The organism is Streptomyces sp. NPDC007088 (assembly GCF_042869355.1).
Lineage (GTDB): Bacteria > Actinomycetota > Actinomycetes > Streptomycetales > Streptomycetaceae > Streptomyces.
The window spans coordinates 134,142-156,398 of record NZ_JBIAFO010000001.1 but is presented as its reverse complement, the minus strand read 5'-3'; the positions used below and the strand labels follow the sequence as shown (position 1 = coordinate 156,398).

The 22,257-nt window shown below is 71.2% G+C and carries 17 protein-coding genes; 12 read left to right on the top strand and 5 right to left on the bottom strand.

All coding sequences use genetic code 11. The annotated features are described in order from the left end of the window. The first annotated feature begins 488 nt into the window (after nucleotides 1-488). Entirely contained in the window at nucleotides 489-3,542 is a 3,054-nt protein-coding gene (uvrA, locus tag ACFYMP_RS00705) for an excinuclease ABC subunit UvrA (RefSeq protein WP_388848224.1), read from the top strand. An 81-nt stretch (nucleotides 3,543-3,623) separates the two neighbouring features. On the opposite strand, the gene ACFYMP_RS00700 is transcribed toward uvrA, so the two are convergent. Next, nucleotides 3,624-4,544 (bottom strand): carbohydrate kinase, encoded by a 921-nt coding sequence (locus ACFYMP_RS00700; RefSeq protein WP_388848221.1) that lies wholly within the window; start codon nucleotides 4,542-4,544, stop codon nucleotides 3,624-3,626. Between the two features lie 359 nt (nucleotides 4,545-4,903). On the opposite strand from ACFYMP_RS00700, the gene uvrC reads away from it, so the two are divergent. The 11 genes from uvrC (at nucleotide 4,904) to ACFYMP_RS00645 (ending at nucleotide 17,630) form a co-directional block, all read left to right on the top strand. Further along, complete coding sequence (gene uvrC, locus ACFYMP_RS00695) at nucleotides 4,904-7,624, top strand: excinuclease ABC subunit UvrC (protein ID WP_388848218.1); 2,721 nt, start codon at nucleotides 4,904-4,906, stop codon at nucleotides 7,622-7,624. Further along, the gene (gene rapZ / locus ACFYMP_RS00690; protein WP_388848215.1) at nucleotides 7,572-8,507 is read left to right on the top strand and encodes an RNase adapter RapZ; all 936 of its coding nucleotides are present in this window, start codon (nucleotides 7,572-7,574) and stop codon (nucleotides 8,505-8,507) included. The genes uvrC and rapZ overlap by 53 nt, the downstream gene beginning before the upstream one ends. Then, nucleotides 8,504-9,544, top strand: coding sequence for a uridine diphosphate-N-acetylglucosamine-binding protein YvcK (gene yvcK / locus ACFYMP_RS00685; RefSeq protein WP_388848212.1), 1,041 nt, complete (start codon nucleotides 8,504-8,506; stop codon nucleotides 9,542-9,544). Before rapZ ends, yvcK begins: the two co-directional genes overlap by 4 nt. Further along, nucleotides 9,535-10,524, top strand: coding sequence for a DNA-binding protein WhiA (gene whiA / locus ACFYMP_RS00680; protein WP_363145901.1), 990 nt, complete (start codon nucleotides 9,535-9,537; stop codon nucleotides 10,522-10,524). The genes yvcK and whiA overlap by 10 nt, the downstream gene beginning before the upstream one ends. A 406-nt stretch (nucleotides 10,525-10,930) precedes the next feature. After that, nucleotides 10,931-11,938 carry a type I glyceraldehyde-3-phosphate dehydrogenase gene (gene gap, locus ACFYMP_RS00675; protein WP_388848208.1) on the top strand — a complete coding sequence of 336 codons (1,008 nt, stop codon included), beginning with the start codon at nucleotides 10,931-10,933 and terminating at the stop codon, nucleotides 11,936-11,938. A gap of 197 nt (nucleotides 11,939-12,135) precedes the next feature. Further along, nucleotides 12,136-13,347, top strand: coding sequence for a phosphoglycerate kinase (locus tag ACFYMP_RS00670; RefSeq protein WP_388848205.1), 1,212 nt, complete (start codon nucleotides 12,136-12,138; stop codon nucleotides 13,345-13,347). Between the two features lie 6 nt (nucleotides 13,348-13,353). Next, complete coding sequence (gene tpiA / locus ACFYMP_RS00665; RefSeq protein WP_388848202.1) at nucleotides 13,354-14,130, top strand: triose-phosphate isomerase; 777 nt, start codon at nucleotides 13,354-13,356, stop codon at nucleotides 14,128-14,130. Nucleotides 14,131-14,310: 180 nt separating this feature from the next. After that, the gene (secG, locus tag ACFYMP_RS00660) at nucleotides 14,311-14,541 is read left to right on the top strand and encodes a preprotein translocase subunit SecG (protein ID WP_388849504.1); all 231 of its coding nucleotides are present in this window, start codon (nucleotides 14,311-14,313) and stop codon (nucleotides 14,539-14,541) included. Nucleotides 14,542-14,781: 240 nt separating this feature from the next. Further along, on the top strand, nucleotides 14,782-15,069 hold the full coding sequence (locus ACFYMP_RS00655) for an RNA polymerase-binding protein RbpA (RefSeq protein ID WP_388849501.1): 288 nt from the start codon (nucleotides 14,782-14,784) through the stop codon (nucleotides 15,067-15,069). 245 nt (nucleotides 15,070-15,314) lie between these two features. Beyond that, entirely contained in the window at nucleotides 15,315-16,967 is a 1,653-nt protein-coding gene (gene pgi / locus ACFYMP_RS00650) for a glucose-6-phosphate isomerase (RefSeq protein WP_388848199.1), read from the top strand. Between the two features lie 168 nt (nucleotides 16,968-17,135). Then, nucleotides 17,136-17,630 (top strand): DUF2087 domain-containing protein, encoded by a 495-nt coding sequence (locus ACFYMP_RS00645; protein ID WP_388848197.1) that lies wholly within the window; start codon nucleotides 17,136-17,138, stop codon nucleotides 17,628-17,630. 91 nt (nucleotides 17,631-17,721) lie between these two features. Here the strand turns inward: ACFYMP_RS00645 and pgl are convergent, their stop codons facing one another. The 4 genes from pgl to tal are packed head-to-tail and all read right to left on the bottom strand — an operon-like array spanning nucleotide 17,722 to nucleotide 22,224. Next, a complete protein-coding gene (pgl, locus tag ACFYMP_RS00640; RefSeq protein ID WP_388848194.1) occupies nucleotides 17,722-18,501 on the bottom strand; it encodes a 6-phosphogluconolactonase in 780 nt (259 codons plus the stop codon). Then, a complete protein-coding gene (gene opcA / locus ACFYMP_RS00635) occupies nucleotides 18,498-19,571 on the bottom strand; it encodes a glucose-6-phosphate dehydrogenase assembly protein OpcA (RefSeq protein WP_388848191.1) in 1,074 nt (357 codons plus the stop codon). The genes pgl and opcA overlap by 4 nt, the downstream gene beginning before the upstream one ends. After that, complete coding sequence (gene zwf, locus ACFYMP_RS00630; RefSeq protein WP_388849498.1) at nucleotides 19,568-21,109, bottom strand: glucose-6-phosphate dehydrogenase; 1,542 nt, start codon at nucleotides 21,107-21,109, stop codon at nucleotides 19,568-19,570. Before zwf ends, opcA begins: the two co-directional genes overlap by 4 nt. Next, a complete protein-coding gene (tal, locus tag ACFYMP_RS00625; RefSeq protein ID WP_388848188.1) occupies nucleotides 21,106-22,224 on the bottom strand; it encodes a transaldolase in 1,119 nt (372 codons plus the stop codon). Before tal ends, zwf begins: the two co-directional genes overlap by 4 nt. Nucleotides 22,225-22,257: the final 33 nt, after the last annotated feature.

The following is a 22,257-nucleotide window of genomic DNA, read 5'->3' as shown; positions in this document are numbered from 1 at the left end:
GCGCCGTGTACCACCCCCGGGCCCGGCCGGGAGGGCGATCGGTCAACCGTGACAGCTTCACCACTCGTCCGGGTGAAGGTGGCCGACCTGGGCCCGGAATCGAATGTGCGTGCTATACGCTCGGGGAGGCGGTCGAAAGGCATCCTGGAGGAGCATCCTGGAGGGTGGCGGCGCGACCGCCGGAATCGACGGCGGGCCCGTGGTGTTGCACCGGAAGCGGTGAGCAGTCTCCGGGGGAGCACCGTCGAGCCGGACGTCCGCCGGGCCGGAGCCATCCGGCCGGTGAGCGCCGTCACGCCCGAGGCGCCCAGCCGCCCAGGGCCGAACGACCAGCAGTTCACCGCAGCATCGCCGTCCATCGCTGAGGCGGGCCGCGCCTTCCCGGTCGCCACCGGAAGGGCCCCGGCCACGACCGGGCCGATGGTCCAGACAGTTCTCCGAGGCAGGGCCACCGCCCCGCTTCTGCCGACAGAAAGGTGCGGACCGGCGTGGCCGACCGTCTCATCATCCGTGGAGCGCGCGAGCACAATCTGAGGAACGTCTCGCTCGACCTCCCCAGGGACTCGCTCATCGTCTTCACGGGCCTCTCCGGGTCGGGCAAGTCCTCCCTCGCCTTCGACACGATCTTCGCCGAGGGCCAGCGCCGCTACGTGGAGTCCCTGTCCTCGTACGCCCGGCAGTTCCTCGGCCAGATGGACAAGCCCGATGTCGACTTCATCGAGGGCCTGTCCCCGGCCGTCTCCATCGACCAGAAGTCGACCTCGCGCAACCCGCGCTCCACGGTCGGCACCATCACCGAGGTCTACGACTACCTGCGCCTGCTGTTCGCGCGGATCGGCAAACCGCACTGCCCCGAGTGCGGTCGCCCCATCGCCCGGCAGTCCCCCCAGCAGATCGTGGACAAGGTCCTCGGCCTGCCCGAGGGCAGCCGCTTCCAGGTGCTGTCCCCGCTCGTACGCGAGCGCAAGGGCGAGTTCGTCGACCTGTTCGCCGACCTCCAGACCAAGGGCTACAGCCGCGCCCGCGTCGACGGCGAGACCGTCCAGCTCACCGAGCCGCCCAAGCTCAAGAAGCAGGAGAAGCACACCATCGAGGTGGTCATCGACCGCCTCACGGTCAAGGAGAGCGCCAAGCGCCGCCTGACCGACTCGGTGGAGACGGCGCTCGGCCTCTCGGGCGGCATGGTCGTCCTCGACTTCGTCGACCTGGAGGCCGACGACCCCGAGCGCGAGCGCATGTACTCGGAGCACCTCTACTGCGCCTACGACGACCTCTCCTTCGAGGAGCTGGAGCCGCGCTCCTTCTCCTTCAACTCCCCGTTCGGCGCCTGCCCCGAGTGCAGCGGCATCGGTACGCGGATGGAGGTCGACCCCGAGCTGATCGTGCCCGACGAGGACAAGTCCCTCGACGAGGGCGCCATCCACCCGTGGTCGCACGGTCACTCCAAGGAGTACTTCGGCCGCCTCGTCGGCGCTCTCGCCGACGCCCTCGGCTTCCGTACCGACATCCCCTTCGGCGGGCTGCCGCAGCGCGCCAAGAAGGCCCTGCTGTACGGCCACAAGACACAGATCGAGGTCCGCTACCGCAACCGCTACGGCCGCGAGCGGGTCTACACGACCCCCTTCGAGGGGGCGGTGCCCTTCGTGAAGCGGCGCCACTCGGAGGCGGAGAGCGACACCAGCAGGGAGCGCTTCGAGGGGTACATGCGCGAGGTGCCCTGCCCCGAGTGCCACGGCACCCGGCTCAAGCCGATCGTGCTCGCGGTCACCGTGATGGGCAAGTCCATCGCCGAGGTCTCCGCGATGTCCATCACCGACTGCGCCGACTTCCTCGCCGAACTCACGCTCAGCGGCCGCGACAAGAAGATCGCCGAGCGGGTGCTCAAGGAGGTCAACGAGCGGCTGCGCTTCCTGGTCGACGTGGGCCTGGACTACCTCTCGCTCAACCGCGCGGCCGGCACCCTGTCCGGCGGCGAGGCCCAGCGCATCCGGCTCGCCACCCAGATCGGCTCCGGACTCGTCGGCGTCCTCTACGTCCTGGACGAGCCGTCCATCGGCCTGCACCAGCGCGACAACCACCGGCTCATCGAGACCCTGGTGCGGCTGCGCGACATGGGCAACACCCTCATCGTGGTCGAGCACGACGAGGACACCATCAAGGTCGCCGACTGGGTCGTCGACATCGGCCCCGGCGCCGGTGAGCACGGCGGGAAGGTCGTGCACAGCGGTGAGCTGGCCGGGCTGCTGACCAACAAGGAGTCGCTGACCGGCCAGTACCTCGCGGGCAAGCGCGCCATCGCGGTGCCCGACGTGCGCCGGCCCGTCGACCCGAAGCGGCACCTGACCGTGTTCGGCGCGAAGGAGAACAACCTCCGCGACATCGACGTGTCCTTCCCCCTCGGCGTACTCACCGCCGTGACCGGGGTCTCCGGCTCGGGGAAGTCCACGCTGGTCAACGACATCCTGTACACCCACCTCGCGCGTGAGCTGAACGGGGCCCGTTCGGTTCCCGGCCGGCACACCCGGGTCGAGGGCGACGATCAGGTCGACAAGGTCGTGCACGTCGACCAGTCGCCCATCGGCCGCACCCCCCGGTCCAACCCGGCGACGTACACCGGCGTCTTCGACCACGTGCGCAGGCTGTTCGCCGAGACGATGGAGGCGAAGGTGCGCGGCTACCTCCCGGGCCGCTTCTCCTTCAACGTCAAGGGCGGCCGCTGCGAGAACTGCGCGGGCGACGGCACGATCAAGATCGAGATGAACTTCCTCCCGGACGTCTACGTCCCGTGCGAGGTCTGCCACGGCGCCCGGTACAACCGGGAGACCCTGGAGGTCCACTACAAGGGCAAGTCCATCGCCGAGGTCCTGGACATGCCGATCGAGGAGGCGTGCGACTTCTTCGAGGCGGTCCCGGCCATCTCCCGGCACCTGCGCACCCTTGACGACGTCGGTCTCGGTTACGTCCGGCTCGGCCAGTCCGCTCCGACCCTCTCGGGCGGCGAGGCGCAGCGCGTGAAGCTCGCGAGCGAACTCCAGAAGCGTTCGACCGGCCGTACCGTCTACGTCCTGGACGAGCCGACCACCGGTCTGCACTTCGAGGACATCAGCAAGCTCATCAAGGTGCTGTCCGGCCTCGTGGACAAGGGCAACACGGTCATCGTCATCGAGCACAACCTCGACGTGATCAAGACGGCCGACTGGGTCGTCGACATGGGCCCCGAGGGCGGTAACGGCGGCGGCGTCGTGGTCGCCGAGGGCACCCCCGAACAGGTCGCCGCCGAGCCCGCGAGCCACACCGGCCGCTTCCTCGGCGAGGTCCTCGGCCCGCAGGCCGTCGCCGAGGCGGCGGCCCGGCCCGCCAAGAAGACCGCCGCCCGGCGGTCCGGGGCCGCCAAGAAGACGCCCGGCCAGATCGTCCCCGGCCAGAGCGCCGCGCGGAAGACCGCGGCCGCCAAGGGCGCCGGAGCCAAGGCCAAGGCGGGCACGGGGTCCGGCCCGGCGAAGAAGTCCGCTCCCGCCAAGCGGACGGCTCGCAAGAGCTGAGCCGGAGGCTCGCACGGCGAAGGGCCGGGGTCCGCACGGGGACCCCGGCCCTTCGCCGTCCGGACCGCGGGCGCCCGAGAGTCAGGCCAGCTCGTCCGCGTACGGCGGCTGGGCCCCGGCCCGGGAGCAGGTCACCGCCGCCGCCCGCGCCGCGTACCCGAGGACGTCCTCCCAGCCCTCCGCGCCGAGGCCCGCGAGCCCCTCCGGGCTCAGCGCGCCCCGCGACTCCAGCCGGTGCAGCAGCGCCGCGTTGACCGTGTCACCCGCCCCGATCGTGTCGACCACGTCCACGGCGACCCCCGGCACCCGGTACACGGCCCCCTCCCGCGTCCGTACGCTCAGCCCCTCCCCGCCGTGCGTGGTCACCACGGCCGAGGGGCCCTCGCGCAGCCAGTCCCGCGGTCCGCCGCCCAGCCACCGCGCGTCCTCCTCGGACAGCTTCAACAGGCTCACGTACGGCAGCCAGGAGCGAAAACGCCCCCGGTAGGCCACCGGGTCGGGGATCAGGCCCGCGCGGACGTTCGGGTCGAGCAGGGTGAACACCCCGGCCGCCGACTGTTCGCGCAGCAACTCCTCGTACGCGCTCGCGCCCGGCTCCAGTACGAGTGAGCAGGTCCCGAAGCACACCGCCGTGACCTCCTGCGGCAGGTTCGCCGGCAGGGAGAACAAGCGGTCCGCGGTGCCCTCCGCGTAGAAGGTGTACCCGGCGGAACCGCCCTCCCCGAGCACCGCGACGGCGAGCGTCGTCGGCTCGGGACCGCGCTGCACCCCGGACGTGTCCACGCCCGCCGCCTCCAGCCGCGCGATCAGCTCCGTGCCGAAGCCGTCGGCCGAGACCCGGGAGCAGAACGCCGTCCCGCTCCCGAGCCGCCCCAGCGCGACCGCCGTGTTGAAGGGACCGCCACCCGGCCGGGGCGCGAGCGGCGCGAGCGGGCCCTCCCCCTCCCCGGCGCCGGGCTGGGGGACAAGATCGATCAGGGCCTCTCCTGCGACCACGAGCACGGGGACTTCCTTTCGCGAGCGGGCGGCACGCGCCGCCCACGGCGAGGGCCAGGCGCGGCCCACAGGGTAGGCCCTGGCCGCCGCGGGGAGACGTCCGGCCGGGCAGCGGGCCGCGCGGAAGCGGGAACGGGCGCCGCACGGAGGGAAACCGGAGCAACAACGGAGGGCAACCGGAGCGGCAAGGGGAGGGCAGGAGCACGGAGGCAAAGGGCGGTCGCCCGGCGGGAGCCCTGTCGCCCGCCCCGTGTGGGTCACCGGCGTAACAGGCGCGCGACCGTACGGGAAACACCTGCCGGGACGGCCGGGCGAGGTGACCGGGCGGCCCCGGAGTGTCGGCGCGCGACAGTAGGGTGTCAGGCATGGCCGACCCGTCCAGCTACCGCCCCCAGCCGGGCCAGATTCCCGACACCCCGGGTGTCTACCGCTTCCGCGACGAGCACCGCAGGGTGATCTACGTCGGGAAGGCCAAGAGTCTGCGCCAGCGGCTCGCCAACTACTTCCAGGACCTGGCGCATCTGCACCCGCGCACCCGCACGATGGTCACCACGGCGGCCTCCGTGGAGTGGACGGTCGTCTCCACCGAGGTCGAGGCGCTGCAACTGGAGTACTCCTGGATCAAGGAGTTCGACCCGCGCTTCAACGTCAAGTACCGCGACGACAAGAGCTACCCCTACCTCGCGGTCACGATGAACGAGCAGTTCCCGCGCGCCCAGGTCATGCGCGGCCAGAAGAAGAAGGGCGTGCGCTACTTCGGTCCCTACGGCCACGCCTGGGCGATCCGCGACACGGTCGACCTGCTGCTGCGCGTCTTCCCCGTGCGCACCTGCTCGGCCGGCGTCTTCCGGAACGCCGCCCGCACGGGCCGCCCCTGCCTCCTCGGCTACATCGACAAGTGCTCGGCGCCCTGCGTCGGCCGGATCAGCCCCGAGGACCACCGGGACCTCGCCGAGGACTTCTGTCACTTCATGGCCGGGCACACCGGCGCCTACCTGCGCCGCCTCGAACAGCGCATGGCGGACGCCGCCGAGGACATGGAGTACGAGCGGGCCGCCCGGCTGCGCGACGACATCGGGGCGCTCAAGCGGGCGATGGAGAAGAGCGCCGTCGTGCTCGCCGACGCGACCGACGCCGACCTGATCGCCGTCGCCGAGGACGAGCTGGAGGCGGCCGTCCAGATCTTCCACGTGCGCGGCGGCCGGGTGCGCGGACAGCGCGGCTGGGTCACCGACAAGGTCGAGGCCGTCACCACCGCCGACCTCGTCGAGCACGCCCTCCAGCAGCTCTACGGAGAGGAGCGCGGCGACGCCGTACCCAAGGAGGTACTCGTCCCCGCCCTGCCCGAGCAGGTCGAACCCGTGCAGGAGTGGCTGGCCGAGCGGCGCGGCTCACTGGTCTCGCTGCGCATCCCGCAGCGCGGCGACAAACGCGCCCTCATGGAGACGGTGCAGCGCAACGCCCAGCAGTCCCTCGTCCTGCACAAGACCAAGCGGGCCTCCGACCTCACGACCCGCTCCCGCGCCCTGGAGGAGATCGCCGAGGCCCTCGACCTGGACAGCGCGCCCCTGCGCGTCGAGTGCTACGACATCTCCCACCTCCAGGGCGACGACGTGGTCGCCTCGATGGTCGTCTTCGAGGACGGGCTCGCCCGCAAGAGCGAGTACCGGCGCTTCCAGATCAAGGGCTTCGAGGGCCAGGACGACGTCCGCTCGATGCACGAGGTCATCACCCGCCGCTTCCGCCGCTATCTGGTCGAGAAGGAGCGCACCGGGGAGTGGACCGAGGACGAACTCGACGGCCCCGTCGAGACGGGGACCGCCGAGGAGGACGGAAGGCCCAAGCGCTTCGCCTACCCGCCGCAGCTCGTCGTGGTCGACGGCGGCCAGCCGCAGGTCGCGGCGGCCCAGCGGGCGCTGGACGAACTCGGCATCGACGACATCGCGGTGTGCGGGCTCGCCAAGCGGCTGGAGGAGGTGTGGGTGCCCGGGGAGCAGGACCCGGTCGTACTGCCCCGCACCAGCGAGGGCCTGTACCTGCTCCAGCGGGTACGCGACGAGGCGCACCGCTTCGCGATCACCTACCAGCGCAGCAAGCGGGCCAAGCGCTTCCGGGCCGGCCCGCTGGACGAGGTCCCCGGTCTCGGCCAGACCCGCAAGCAGGCGCTGCTCAAGCACTTCGGCTCGGTCAAGAGACTGCGCGCGGCGACCCTCGACCAGATCTGCGAGGTCCCGGGCATAGGGAGGAAAACGGCCGAGACGATCCTCGCGACCTTCGCGAAGGCCGCCCCGGCCGGCCCCGCGGTCAACACCGCGACCGGCGAGATCGTCGAGGACGAGACCGAGGTCGAGTCCGGGGACGAGACGGAAACCGGGGCGGAGACCGGGGACGGGACCGGCGCCGGGCAGGAGGGCGAGACCCCGCGAGGGCCTACTCGCGCGGACGAGACCGCGCCCGTACCCCCAAGGGAGCCCGCTCAGGGAGACGGGCCCGGACCCGTGGCCGAGCCGGCCGCCGCCCCTGAACCCGCTGAGGTCCACGAAACCGCCCCGGCCCCTGAACCCGTCCCCGAACCTGTTCCGGACACCGCCGCGGCGCCGGAGGAGGACGGGGACGCCGACGACGCCGGGCCCGAGCACGAGGCCGCCCCCGCGCGGGAGCACGAGGCCGCCCCCGCGCACGAGGGCGGTGACCCCGTCCCGCCCCCGGCACCCGGCGAAAGCCCGTCCGCATCCGTCGTACATTCGACGCGGACGGGCGAGGCGAGCACGAGGGAGGACGGCGGCCGTGCCGGCGAGGGGAGCGGCCCCGACCGGCCGCGATCCCCTCGCGGGCCGTGGGAGGCCGCGCGGACGCCCGGGACGGGCCCCACCCCGGACAACAACGGACCGCGGGCCACCGCGCACCGCCCCGGGGCGCCCGTCCCGGTACGGCGGGCCCCGGCCGGGGCCCCGGACGAGGACAGTGGAGAGCAGTCCGCTCGGCCGGCCACCCCGGACCCGGCGCGGCGGACCGACGACGGGGGCACACACCATGACGCAGCACGAACGGGACGGAGAACAGGTGAGTACGGGCACGAGCAGTGAGCCGGGCCAGAGCACGGAGACGGCGATCCCCGAACTGGTGATCATCTCCGGCATGTCCGGCGCCGGCCGCAGCACGGCCGCGAAGTGTCTGGAGGACCTCGGCTGGTTCGTCGTCGACAACCTGCCGCCGGCGCTGATCCCCACCATGGTGGAGCTGGGCGCCCGCTCGCAGGGCAACGTCGCGCGGATCGCCGTCGTCGTGGACGTACGGGGGCGGCGTTTCTTCGACAACCTCCGGGAGTCGCTGGCCGACCTGGAGTCCAAGCACGTCACCCGGCGGATCGTCTTCCTGGAGTCCTCCGACGACGCCCTGGTGCGCCGCTTCGAATCGGTGCGCCGCCCGCACCCCCTCCAGGGCGACGGCCGGATCGTCGACGGCATCGCCGCCGAACGCGACCTGCTGCGCGAACTGCGCGGGGACGCCGATCTGGTGATCGACACCTCCAGCCTCAACGTGCACGAACTACGCGCGAAGATGGACGCCCAGTTCGCCGGTGACGAGGAGCCGGAACTGCGGGCCACCGTCATGTCCTTCGGCTTCAAGTACGGGCTGCCCGTGGACGCCGACCTCGTCGTCGACATGCGCTTTCTGCCCAATCCCCACTGGGTCCCCGAGCTGAAGCCCTACACCGGGCTGAACGAGGAGGTCTCCCACTTCGTCCTCAGCCAGCCCGGCGCCAAGGAGTTCCTCGACCGCTACACCGAGCTGCTCCAGCTCATCGCGGCCGGCTACCGGCGCGAGGGCAAGCGCTACGTGACCATCGCCGTGGGCTGTACGGGCGGCAAGCACCGTTCGGTCGCGATGTCCGAGAAGCTCGCCGCGCGGCTGGTGGCCGAAGGGGTGGAGACCGTCGTCGTCCACCGGGACATGGGCCGCGAATGACCGCACGCCCACGCCGCCTGGGGCGGCTGCGCCGGACGGGGGAGGGGCCGGCGCCCAAACCGCGCAGGCGCGGAACCCAGCCCAAGGTCGTCGCCCTGGGCGGCGGCATGGGCCTGTCCGCCTCCCTCACCGCGCTGCGCCGGATCACCGGGGAGCTGACCGCCGTGGTCACCGTCGCCGACGACGGCGGCTCCAGCGGCCGGCTCCGCGACGAACTGGGCGTCCTGCCCCCCGGTGACCTGCGCAAGGCGCTGGCCGCGCTGTGCGGGGACGACGACTGGGGACAGACCTGGGCCCGGGTGATCCAGCACCGCTTCGCGAGCCGCGGCGACCTGCACGACCACGCGGTCGGCAACCTGCTGATCGTGGCGCTGTGGGAACAACTGGGCGATCCGGTGGCCGCGCTCGATCTGGTCGGCACGCTGCTCGGGGCGCACGGCCGGGTACTGCCCATGTCGGCGGTGCCCCTCGAACTCCAGGCCCTGGTACGCGGCCACGACCCCGCGCGGCCCGAGGACGTCGACCTCGTGCGGGGACAGGCCACCGTGGCCCTGACCCCGGGCGAGGTGCAGTCGGTGCACGTCGTCCCCGCCGACCCGCCGGCCGTCCCGGAGGCCGTCGAGGCGGTCCTCGACGCCGACTGGGTCGTGCTCGGCCCCGGCTCCTGGTTCTCCTCCGTGATCCCGCACCTTCTGGTGCCCGGACTGCTCGACGCGCTCACCGACACGCGGGCCCGCAAAGTGCTCTCGCTCAACCTCGTACCGCAGCCCGGCGAAACCGCGGGCTTCTCTCCGCAGCGTCATTTGGAGGTTTTGGCCCGACACGCCCCTAAACTCGCCTTCGACGTGGTGCTGGCCGACGAGGCTGCCGTACCCGACCGCGCCTCGCTCGACGAGGCCGCAAAGCGGTTCGACGCAACGGTGGAGCTGGCCCCGGTCGCACGGCCCGACGGTGTTCCGAAGCACGACCCGGAGCTGCTGGCGGCCGCGTACGACCGTATTTTTCGGATGCATGGAAGGATCGGCCCATGGCGATGACGGCAGCGGTGAAGGATGAGATCTCCCGGCTTCCCGTCACCCGGACCTGCTGTCGGAAAGCTGAGGTCTCGGCGATCCTGCGGTTCGCGGGCGGGCTGCACTTGGTGAGCGGACGCATCGTGATCGAGGCGGAGCTGGACACCGGGATCGCGGCGCGCAGGTTGCGCAAGGACATTCTGGAGATCTTCGGCCACGCCTCCGACCTCGTGGTGATGGCTCCCAGCGGCTTGCGCCGGGGTTCGCGCTACGTCGTTCGGGTGGTTGCGGGCGGTGATCAGCTCGCCCGGCAGACCGGGCTCGTGGACGGCAGGGGCCGCCCCATCCGGGGCCTGCCCCCGCAGGTGGTCTCGGGGGCCACCTGCGACGCGGAGGCCGCCTGGCGCGGGGCCTTCCTCGCCCACGGCTCCCTCACCGAGCCGGGCCGCTCCTCCTCGCTGGAGGTGACCTGCCCCGGACCCGAGGCGGCGCTCGCCCTGGTGGGCGCGGCGCGCCGGCTCTCGATCGCGGCGAAGGCCCGCGAGGTGCGCGGGGTGGACCGGGTCGTGGTGCGGGACGGCGACGCGATCGGCGCGCTCCTGACCCGGCTGGGTGCCCACGAGTCGGTACTGGCCTGGGAGGAGCGGCGGATGCGCCGCGAGGTGCGGGCCACCGCCAACCGGCTCGCCAACTTCGACGACGCCAACCTGCGCCGTTCCGCGCGGGCCGCGGTGGCCGCGGGGGCGCGCGTACAGCGGGCCCTGGAGATCCTCGGCGAGGAGGTGCCCGAGCACCTCGCCGCCGCCGGACGGCTGCGGATGGAGCACAAGCAGGCGAGCCTGGAGGAGCTGGGCGCGCTCGCCGACCCGCCGCTGACCAAGGACGCGGTGGCGGGCCGGATCAGGCGGCTGCTGGCCATGGCCGACAAGCGCGCGTGCGACCTCGGCATCCCGGGCACCGAGTCGACCCTGACGGAGGAACTGGCCGACAGCATGGTCGGCTGACACCGCGTCCGCGCCGGCCGCGCGCGTCCCGCGGGAAGCCGCCGGGGGATCTTTTCCCCGGCGGCTTCGCACTGCCCGGACGGGCGGGGCGGGCGCCCTCCAGGCCGGGGCCCGCCGGCGAGCGCCGGGCCGCCTCGTCCAGCGGTCCGTCAGCGGTCGGTCCACCCGCGTAGAACGATGTCGGGGGCGTGTCCCACACATGGCGTCCGGATGACTCAGAAGAGCGGGTGAGCGGCGTTACTGGCCAGTATTCAGGCGGCTACTGACCAGTAAGGATCTCCCGTGCGCAAGTGCCCCGCTCGATGTCACCAGCCGTGCCCACGCGAGGTAGGGTCGAAGGTGGTCGGGGACATCCCATACAACTCGCCGGCGTCGAAAACCGGCGTACCAACGAGGAGATCGGTTCGTGACGATCCGCGTAGGCATCAACGGCTTTGGCCGCATCGGTCGCAACTACTTCCGCGCTCTGCTTCAGCAGGGTGCGGACATCGAGATCGTGGCAGTCAACGACCTGGGTGACACCGCGACCACCGCACACCTGCTCAAGTACGACACGATGCTGGGCACGCTGACGGAGGAGGTGTCGCACACCGCCGACACCATCACCGTCGGCTCGCGCACCATCAAGGTCCTCTCCGAGCGCAACCCCGCGGACATTCCCTGGGGCGAGCTGGGCGTCGACATCGTGATCGAGTCGACCGGCATCTTCACCAAGAAGGCCGACGCGGAGAAGCACATCGCCGGTGGCGCCAAGAAGGTCCTCATCTCGGCTCCGGCCAAGGACGAGGACATCACCATCGTGATGGGCGTCAACGAGGACAAGTACGACCCGGCGCAGCACAACGTCATCTCCAACGCGTCGTGTACCACCAACTGCGTGGCGCCGATGGCGAAGGTTCTCGACGAGAACTTCGGCATCAAGAAGGGTCTGATGACGACCGTTCACGCCTACACGAACGACCAGCGCATCCTGGACTTCCCGCACAAGGACCTGCGCCGCGCCCGCGCCGCCGCCGAGAACATCATCCCGACCACGACGGGTGCCGCGAAGGCCACCGCCCTGGTCCTGCCCCAGCTCAAGGGCAAGCTCGACGGCATCGCGATGCGCGTCCCGGTCCCGGTCGGCTCGGTCACCGACTTGGTCGTCACCCTGGACCGCGAGGTCACCAAGGACGAGGTCAACGCCGCGTTCGAGAAGGCCAGCCAGGAGGGCAGCCTCGCCGGGCGGCTCGTCTACACCGCCGACCCGATCGTGTCCTCGGACATCGTCGGCACCCCGGCCTCCTGCACCTTCGACTCCGAGCTGACGATGGCCGAGGGCAATCAGGTCAAGATCATCGGCTGGTACGACAATGAGTGGGGCTACTCCAACCGCCTCGTGGACCTCACGGTCTTCGTCGGCGAGAAGCTCTGACCGCGAGCCGGTAAGGCAGCACGGTGCGGGCGGCAGGGTCCGGGCGGCGCGAACCAGCGCGGCACGGGCCCTGCTCGCTTGTCCGTGACGCCCCCGCGGGGCGGTCGCGGGGGCCGGAGGCGTGCGTACGTTCTCCGGCCCCCGCGTCCGCACCGCCCACCGCCCCTCCTCGTTGACCTCCAAGGAGCCATGAACCCATGAAGACGATCGACGAACTCCTCTCCGAAGGAGTGTCGGGCAAGCGGGTGTTCGTCCGCGCCGACCTCAACGTGCCGCTCGCCGACGGCCTCATCAGCGACGACGGCCGCATCCGGGCCGTCCTGCCGACCGTCGAAGCCCTCGTCGCCGCGGGTGCCAAGGTCGTCGTGGCCTCGCACCTCGGCCGCCCCAAGGGCGCGCCGGACCCGGCCTTCTCCCTGCTGCCCGCCGCTGAGCGGTTCGGTGAACTCCTCGGCGCCCCCGTGGCCTTCGCCCAGGACACCGTGGGTCCCGCCGCGCACGAGGCGGTCGACGGCCTCCAGCCCGGACAGGTCGCCGTCATCGAGAACCTCCGCTTCAACCCGGGGGAGACCAGCAAGGACGACACCGAGCGCGGCGAGTTCGCCGCACAGCTCGCCGCCCTCGCCGACGTGTACGTGGGCGACGGCTTCGGCGCCGTGCACCGCAAGCACGCCTCGGTCTTCGACCTGCCGAAGCTCCTTCCGCACTACGCCGGTTACCTCATCGCCACCGAGGTCGGCGTCCTCAAGAAGCTCACCGAGGACGTCAAGCGGCCGTACGCGGTCGTGCTCGGCGGTGCCAAGGTCTCCGACAAGCTCGGTGTCATCGACCACCTGCTGGAGAAGGCCGACCGCATCCTCGTCGGCGGCGGCATGATGTTCACCTTCCTCAAGGCCCAGGGCCACGAGGTCGGCTCCTCGCTGCTCCAGGAGGACCAGATCCCGGCGGTCCAGGAGTACCTGAAGCGGGCCGAGGAGAAGGGGGTGGAGTTCGTCCTCCCCGTCGACGTCCTGGTCACCGCATCCTTCCCGGACCTCAAGGCCAAGGCGGCGACCCACCCCGAGGCCGTCTCCGCCGACGCCATGCCGGCCGGGAAGCTGGGCCTGGACATCGGCCCCGAGACCCGCAAGCTCTACGCCACGAAGCTCGCCGACACGGCCACCGTCTTCTGGAACGGCCCCATGGGCGTCTTCGAACACCCCGACTACGCCGAGGGCACCAGAGCGGTCGCCCAGGCCCTCGTCGACAGCTCGGCGTTCACCGTGGTCGGAGGCGGGGACTCCGCCGCCGCCGTGCGCACGCTGGACTTCGACGAAAACGCATTCGGCCACATCTCGACCGGCGGTGGCGCCAGCCTCGAATATCTTGAGGGCAAGACGCTTCCCGGCCTCGCCGCACTGGAGGACTGAACACCCGTGACTTCCCGCACCCCGCTGATGGCGGGCAACTGGAAGATGAACCTCAACCACCTTGAGGCCATCGCCCACGTCCAGAAGCTCGCCTTCGCCCTGGCCGACAAGGACTACGAGGCCGTCGAGGTCGCGGTCCTCGCGCCCTTCACCGACCTGCGCTCCGTGCAGACCCTGGTCGACGGCGACAAGCTGAAGATCAAGTACGGCGCCCAGGACCTGTCGGCGCACGACTCCGGCGCCTACACCGGTGAGATCTCCGGCGCGATGCTGGCCAAGCTCAAGTGCTCGTACGTGGCCGTGGGCCACTCCGAGCGCCGCCAGTACCACGACGAGACCGACGAGATCGTCAACGAGAAGGTCAAGGCCGCCTACAAGCACGGCCTCACCCCGATCGTGTGCGTCGGCGAGGAAGAGCAGGTCCGCGACGCGGGCCGGCACGTCGAGCACACCCTCGCCCAGGTCGAGGGCGCCCTCAAGGACCTCCCGGCCGAGCAGGCCGAGTCCGTCGTCATCGCCTACGAGCCCGTGTGGGCCATCGGCACCGGCAAGGTCTGCGGTCCCGACGACGCCCAGGAGGTGTGCGGCGCGATCCGCGGCAAGCTCGCCGAGCTGTACGGCCAGGAGCTGGCCGACCGGGTCCGCATCCAGTACGGCGGCTCGGTCAAGTCCGGCAACGTGGCCGAGATCATGGCCCGCCCGGACATCGACGGCGCGCTCGTGGGCGGGGCCTCGCTGGACAACGACGAGTTCGTCAAGATCGTCCGTTTCCGCGACCAGTAGGATCACGCGCTCGGGCGACCGGTGAGTAGGCGCCCGCGCCGATCCCCAGTACCCTTGCGGGGGCCGGGTCGCTTCCCTCGGGAAGTCCGGCCCCCGTCGTTCGTTCAAGCGCCGGTCCCCGCCTTTCGGGGGCGGTGGCGCGCCCGAGGAAATTGCGGAAAGTAGGGTCCAGCCGTGGTTATGGGGTTCTCGATCGCCCTGATCGTGTTCAGCCTGCTGTTGATGCTGCTGGTGCTGATGCACAAGGGCAAGGGCGGCGGCCTGTCCGACATGTTCGGTGGCGGCATGCAGTCCTCGGTCGGCGGCTCCTCCGTCGCCGAGCGCAACCTCGACCGGATCACCGTGGTGGTCGGTCTGCTGTGGTTCGCGTGCATCGTCGTGCTCGGCCTCGTGATGAAGATGAACAACTGAACTGAGCCGTATCCCCGCCTCGTCCGGTGCATCGCCGCGAGCCCGGCCTATCATGGTGGCTCGCGTTCCGGGCGGGGTGTAACTCCCTTGAGGGGACGCGCGTTGGGCCTTGCACACACGTAAGGCGCCCGCAGTGGAGCGGGCCGGCCCGGCCGGACGTTCCGCGGCACCATCACGCAGGGAGTTACGACCGTGGCAAGTGGCAACGCGATCCGGGGGAGCCGGGTCGGGGCGGGGCCGATGGGCGAGGCCGAACGCGGCGAGTCGGCGCCGCGACTGCGCATCTCCTTCTGGTGCTCCAACGGGCACGAGACGCAGCCGAGCTTCGCGAGCGACGCGCAGGTCCCCGACACCTGGGACTGCCCCCGCTGCGGCTTCCCGGCGGGCCAGGACCAGGAGAACCCCCCTGATCCGCCCCGCACCGAGCCCTACAAGACCCACCTCGCCTACGTACGCGAACGGCGCAGCGACGCCGACGGCGAGGCGATCCTCGCCGAGGCCCTCGCCAAGCTCCGCGGCGAGATCTGAGCGCACGGCCCCGGCCGGACATCCTTTCGATGTCCGGCCGTAGTTGTCCGCGCCCGCGGCGCTGCCGCCCCGCGCGTCCGGCCGGGAATCAGGGCCCACCCCGCGAGCGCTGTTCCCCAAGGGGCCCGGCACTCCAGGGCACCCGTACCGCGCGGCGGTAACTCCCGCCGTCCCGGGCACTGATCAATTAGGTTGGAGCAGGCCGGGACACGGTACATACGTACGAAAGAAGGCAGAAGTCCCTGATGAACGCAGAAAGCCGTACGCGGCTCAACCAGACGCCTGAGTGGACCGCACTCGGCAAGCATCGGGAGCAGACCGGCGACGTGCGGCTGCGGGAGCTGTTCGACGCCGACCCGGACCGGGCCACGCGCTACCGGCTCCAGGTCGCCGACCTGTACCTCGACTACTCCAAGCACCTCGTCACCGACGAGACCCTGGGACTGCTGCGCGAGCTGGCCGCGGCGACCGGGGTGGAGCGGCTGCGGGACGCCATGTTCCGCGGCGAGAAGATCAACACCACCGAGGACCGCGCGGTCCTGCACACCGCGCTGCGCGCCCCGAGGGACGCGGTGGTCGAGGTCGACGGCGAGAACGTCGTACCCCAGGTGCACGCGGTCCTCGACAAGATGGCCGCCTTCGCCGAGTCGGTGCGCTCGGGCGCCTGGACCGGCCACACCGGCAAGCGGATCAAGAACGTCGTGAACATCGGCATCGGCGGCTCCGACCTCGGCCCCGCGATGGCCCACGAGGTGCTGCGCCCCTGGAGCGACCGCGGGCTGACCGTGCGCTTCGTGTCCAACGTGGACGGCGCCGACCTGCACGAGGCCGTGCGCGACCTGGACGCCGCCGAGACGCTGTTCATCATCGCCTCCAAGACCTTCACGACGATCGAGACGATCACCAACGCGACCTCCGCGCGCGGCTGGCTGCTCGACCAGCTGAAGGCCGGTCAGGAAGCGGTCGCCAAGCACTTCGTGGCGCTGTCCACGAACGGCGGGAAGGTCGCCGACTTCGGTATCGACACCGACAACATGTTCGAGTTCTGGGACTGGGTCGGTGGCCGGTACTCCTTCGACTCCGCGATCGGCCTGTCGCTGATGATCGCGATCGGCCCGGACCGCTTCCGCGAGATGCTCGACGGCTTCCATCAGGTCGACGAGCACTTCCGCACCGCCCCCGCCGAGGCCAACGGCCCGCTGCTGCTGGGCCTGCTCGGCGTCTGGTACGGCAACTTCCACGACGCGCAGTCGCACGCCGTGCTGCCGTACTCGCACTACCTGTCGAAGTTCACGGCCTACCTCCAGCAGCTCGACATGGAGTCCAACGGCAAGTCCGTGGACCGGGACGGCGAGCCGGTCGACTGGCAGACCGGCCCGGTCGTGTGGGGCACCCCCGGCACCAACGGGCAGCACGCCTACTACCAGCTCATCCACCAGGGCACCAAGCTCATCCCGGCCGACTTCATCGGCTTCGCCCGCCCCGTGGACGAACTGGAACCGGCCCTCGCCGACCAGCACGACCTGCTCATGGCCAACTTCTTCGCGCAGACCCAGGCCCTCGCCTTCGGCAAGACGCCCGAGGAGGTCCGTGCCGAAGGGGTCCCCGAGGACCTCGTCCCGCACAAGACCTTCCGGGGCAACCACCCGACGACCACGGTCCTCGCCCCCGAGCTGAACCCCTCGGTGCTCGGCCAGCTCATCGCGCTCTACGAGCACAAGGTCTTCGTGCAGGGCGCGATCTGGAACATCGACTCCTTCGACCAGTGGGGCGTCGAACTCGGCAAGGTCCTCGCCAAGCGCGTGGAGCCCGCGCTCACCGAGGGGGCCGAGGTGCCCGGCCTCGACGCGTCCACCACGACCCTCGTCGCCAAGTACCGCGAGCTGCGCGGACGCTGAACGCGTGTCGGTCCCACGGGCGGCGCGCCGGACGGAACCGGCGCGCCGCCCGCGCGTACGCCCGCTGCCAGGCGCGCACAGTGACGGGACCAGGACGAAAAGTGGATGCGCCCGCTCGCCCGGACGGGTGAGACTGGCCGACGGCCCTGCACCGTCGGGAAGGACACCATGGACCGTCAGATGATGAGCGCGCTCGCCGATCCGGAACGACTGAGGCTCTTCGCGCGGATCGTGCTCGGGGAGCAGGAGAGCGCGCCCGCGCAGAAGCAGCTCGGCCGCCTCGTCAAGGCGGGCCTCGTGCACCGTCTGGCCGACGGGAGCCTCGCCGTCGACCCGGCCGCCTTCCGCCGGGAGTCCGCCTCCGCGCCCGCCCCCGAGTGGCTGCCGCGCCGCCTCGCCGGTTTTTTCGCGCGGGGCCGGCTGGTCACCGTCCCCGTGCGGCTCTCCGTGCGCGAGGACCTGCTGCGGCACCTGGCCGGAGCCCTGTTCACCGAGGGGCGGGACTACACCGAGCGCGAGGTCAACGAAGCCTTCGCACGCTATTACGCGGACACCTCGGCGCTGCGCCGCTACTGCGTCGGTTTCGGCCTGTTGAGCCGGGAGAAGGACGGCAGCGTCTACCGGCTGTGCACGGCCGGCCCCCAGCCGCCCGGGGAGCGATGAGGAACCGCACCGGCGCACGGAGGACGAAGCGGCGTGGTCCCGCCCCGGAACCCCGGGACGGGACCACGCCGCTCTTCTGGGAAAGCCCCCGTCAGGCGACGGCCGAGGGGAACAGGGAGGACGGCAGCCCGGCGGCCGCCGCCGTGTCCATGAGCCACAGCGTCCGCTCACGACCGTAGACACCGGCCGCGGGGGCCTCGGCCTCGTCCGCGCCCGAGAGCGCGGTCCTGGCCGCCTCCGCCTTGTCCTCGCCCGCCGCGAGCAACCACACCTCGCGGGCCGCGCGGATCGCCGGCAGGGTCAGCGACAGCCGGGTCGGCGGCGGCTTGGGCGCCTCGCGCACCGCGATCACCGTCCGCTCGGTCTCGCGCACCCCCGGCAGCCCGGGGAAGAGCGAGGCGACATGCGTGTCCGGGCCGACGCCCAGCAGCAGGACGTCGAAGGACGGTACCAGCGCGCGCTCCGCGGCCCCGGCGGCGTCGGCCAGCTGCGCCGCGTACACCTCGGCAGCCGCCTCCGGCTCGTACGGCCCGTCCGAGGCGGGCATCTCGTGGATCTTCCCGATGTCCAGCGGGAGGGAGTCGAGCAGAGCCGCCCGCGCCTGGGTGGCGTTGCGCTCCGGGTCCCCGTCGGGCAGGAACCGTTCGTCGCTCCACCAGATGTCCAGGCGCCCCCAGTCGACGGCGTCCCGGGCCGGCTGCGCGGCGAGCGCGGCCAGCAGACCGTTGCCGTTGCGTCCACCGGTGAGCGCCACGGAGGCGTTCCCCCGCGCGGACTGGGCGTCGACGATCTTCGTGATGAGCCGGGCCGCTGCCGCCTGGGCCATCAGTTCCTTGTCGCGGTGCACGACGAGCTGGGGGACGGTGCTCACTTCGAGGCTGCCTTCTTCGCCGGGGACTTGGCGGCGGTCTGCTTGGCCGCCGCCTTCTTCGCCGTCCCATCCTGCGTCCCCGAGGACTTCTCCCCGGGCTGCGACGCGGCGGGTTCCGGGACGGTACGGGCCGCGGCGGGCTCGTCGAGCCGGTCCACGCCGAACTTCAGCGCGGCCGCGTAGGTGTCGTCCGGGTCGAGCCGGCGCAGCTCCTCCGCGATCAGCTCGGCGGTCTCCCGCCGCTTGAGCGCCACGGCCCGGTCGGGCTGACCCTCGATCGACAGCGTCGCGAGGGAACCGTCCGCCCGGTCCAGGACGACCGGCCCGCAGTCGGTCTCCATGCGCACGCCCGTCAGGCCGGGACCCGGCGAGGCGTTGCGCTTGACCGGCACGTCGAGCCGGTGGGCGAGCCACATCGCCAGCAGTTCGACGCTCGGGTTGTACTGCTCGCCCTCGACCTCCACCGAGGTGACCTGACAGGCCACCTGATCCAGGGCCGCCGCGAGCATCGAGCGCCACGGGGTGATCCTGGTCCAGGCGAGGTCCGTGTCGCCCGGGGTGTAGGTCTCGGCCCGCGCGGTCAGCTCCTCGATGGGCTGCTCGGAGGCGTAGGTGTCCGTGACCCTGCGCTGCGCGAGAGCGCCGAGCGGGTCGTTGGCCGGGTCGAGGGGCGCGTTGATCGGCCACCACACGACGACGGGAGCGTCGGGCAGCAGCAGCGGCAGCACGACCGACTGGGCGTGCTCGCCCACCTCGCCGTACAGGCGCAGCACGATGGTCTCGCCCGTGCCGTTGCCCGCGTCCGCGCCGATCTGCACCTCCGCGTCGAGCCGGGCGCTCGCCCGGTCGCGCGGGGTGCGCGAGACCCGCCGGATCACCAGCAGGGTGCGCGAGGGGTGCTCGCGGGAGGCGTCGTGCGCGGCGCGCAGCGCGTCGTAGGCGTTCTCCTCGTCGGTGACGATGACGAGGGTGAGCACCATGCCCACCGCGGGGGTCCCCAGGGACCTGCGGCCCTGCACCAGGGCCTTGTTGATCTTGCTGGACGTGGTGTCCGTGAGGTCGATCTTCATGGCCGACGCCAGCTCCGTCCGTCTCGTGCGAGCATTTCGTCCGCCTCGGTCGGCCCCCAGGTGCCGGCCGGGTACTGCGCGGGCTTGCCGTGCGTGTTCCAGTAGTCCTCGATCGGGTCGAGGATCTTCCAGGACAGCTCGACCTCCTCCGTGCGCGGGAAGAGGTTGGCGTCGCCCAGCAGGACGTCCAGGATCAGCCGCTCGTACGCCTCCGGGCTCGACTCGGTGAAGGACTCCCCGTAGGCGAAGTCCATCGAGACGTCCCGGACCTCCATCGAGGTGCCCGGCACCTTCGAGCCGAAGCGGACGGTGACGCCCTCGTCCGGCTGCACCCGGATCACCAGGGCGTTCTGCCCCAGCTCCTCCGTGGCGGTGTGGTCGAAGGGGGAGTGCGGGGCCCGCTGGAAGACCACCGCGATCTCGGTGACCCTGCGGCCGAGACGCTTGCCGGTGCGCAGGTAGAAGGGGACGCCCGCCCAGCGGCGGTTGTCCACGCCCAGCTTGATCGCGGCGAAGGTGTCGGTCTTCGACTTGGGGTCGATGCCCTCCTCCTGGAGGTAGCCGACGGCCTTCTCGCCGCCCTGCCACCCGGCCGCGTACTGGCCGCGCACCGTCCCGGCGCCGAGGTCGGCGGGCAGCCGGACGGCGCGCAGCACCTTCGCCTTCTCCGCGACCAGCGCGTCCGCGTCGAAGCCCGCGGGCTCCTCCATCGCGGTGAGCGCCATGAGCTGGAGCAGGTGGTTCTGGATGACGTCGCGGGCCGCGCCGATTCCGTCGTAGTAGCCGGCCCGGCCGCCGATGCCGATGTCCTCGGCCATCGTGATCTGCACGTGGTCGACGTACGAACGGTTCCAGACGGGCTCGAACATCTGGTTGGCGAAACGCAGCGCCAGGATGTTCTGGACGGTCTCCTTGCCGAGGTAGTGGTCGATCCGGAACACCTGATCCGGGGCGAACACCTCGTGCACGATCGAGTTGAGCTCCTTCGCGGAGGCCAGGTCGTGGCCGAAGGGCTTCTCGATGACGGCCCGCCGCCACGCCCCCTCGGGGGCGTCGGCGAGGCCGTGCTTCTTGAGCTGCTGCACGACGTTCGGGAAGAACTTCGGCGGCACCGAGAGGTAGAAGGCGAAGTTGCCGCCCGTGCCCTGCGCCTTGTCCAGCTCCTCGATCGTCGTCTTCAGCGTCTCGAACGCCTCGTCGTCGTCGAAGGCGCCCTGGACGAAGCGCATCCCCTGGTTGAGCTGCTGCCACACCTCCTCACGGAAGGGGGTGCGGGAGTGCTCCTTCACCGCGTCGTGGACGACCTGGGCGAAGTCCTCGTCCTCCCAGTCGCGGCGCGCGAAACCGATGAGCGAGAAGCCCGGCGGCAGCAGGCCGCGATTGGCCAGGTCGTACACAGCGGGCATCAGCTTTTTCCGGGACAAATCGCCCGTGACACCGAAAATGACCAGGCCCGACGGCCCCGCGATACGCGGGAGCCGTCGGTCCGCGGCGTCACGAAGCGGGTTGGCTCCGTGCAATGCGGTCAAGGGGATCAGCCCTCCGAAGGGGCGAGGCGCTTGAGCTCCGCCTCGGTCGACTTGAGCAGCTCGGTCCAGGACTTCTCGAACTTGTCGACGCCCTCGTCCTCCAGCACCTTGACGACGTCGTCGTACGAGATGCCGAGCTTGGCGACCGCGTCGAGATCGGCGCGCGCCTGCTCGTAGGTGCCGGTCACCGTGTCACCGGTGATCTCGCCGTGGTCGCCCACGGCCTCCAGCGTGGCCTCGGGCATGGTGTTCACCGTGTTCGGCGCGACCAGCTCGTCGACGTACAGGGTGTCCTTGAGGGACGGGTCCTTGACGCCGGTCGAGGCCCACAGCGGACGCTGCTTATTGGCCTGCGCCTTGTCGAGGGCGGCCCAGCGCTCCGAGGAGAAGACCGCCTCGTACGCCTCGTAGGCGAGCCGCGCGTTGGCCAGCGCGGACTTGCCCTTGGCGGCCTTGGCCTCGTCGGTGCCGATCGCGTCGAGCCGCTTGTCGATCTCGGTGTCCACGCGGGACACGAAGAAGGAGGCGACCGAGTGGATCTTGGAGAGGTCCAGGCCCGCGGCCTTCGCCTTCTCCAGGCCCGAGAGGTAGGCGTCCATGACCGCGCGGTAGCGCTCCAGGGAGAAGATCAGCGTGACGTTGACGCTGATGCCCCGGCCGATCGTCTCGGTGATGGCCGGCAGGCCCGCCTCGGTGGCCGGGATCTTGATGAGCGTGTTCGGGCGGTCGACCAGCCACGCGAGCTGCTTGGCCTCGGCGGTCGTGGCCAGGGTGTCGTGCGCGAGGCGCGGGTCCACCTCGATGGACACCCGGCCGTCCTGGCCGTCCGTCGCGTCGAAGACCGGACGCAGCACGTCGGCCGCGTCCCGCACGTCGGCGGTGGTGATCATGCGGACGGCTTCCTCGACGGTCACCCGGCGGGCCGCGAGGTCCTCCAGCTGCGTGTCGTAGCCGTCCCCCTGGGAGATCGCCTTCTGGAAGATCGACGGATTGGTGGTGACGCCCACGACGTGCTGCTCGTCGATCAGCTCGGCCAGGTTGCCGGACGTGATCCGCTTGCGCGACAGGTCGTCCAGCCAGATCGCGACGCCTTCATCGGAGAGGCGCTTCAGTGCGTCTGTCATGGAATTACATCTCCTACGTAGTGTCTTCAGTCG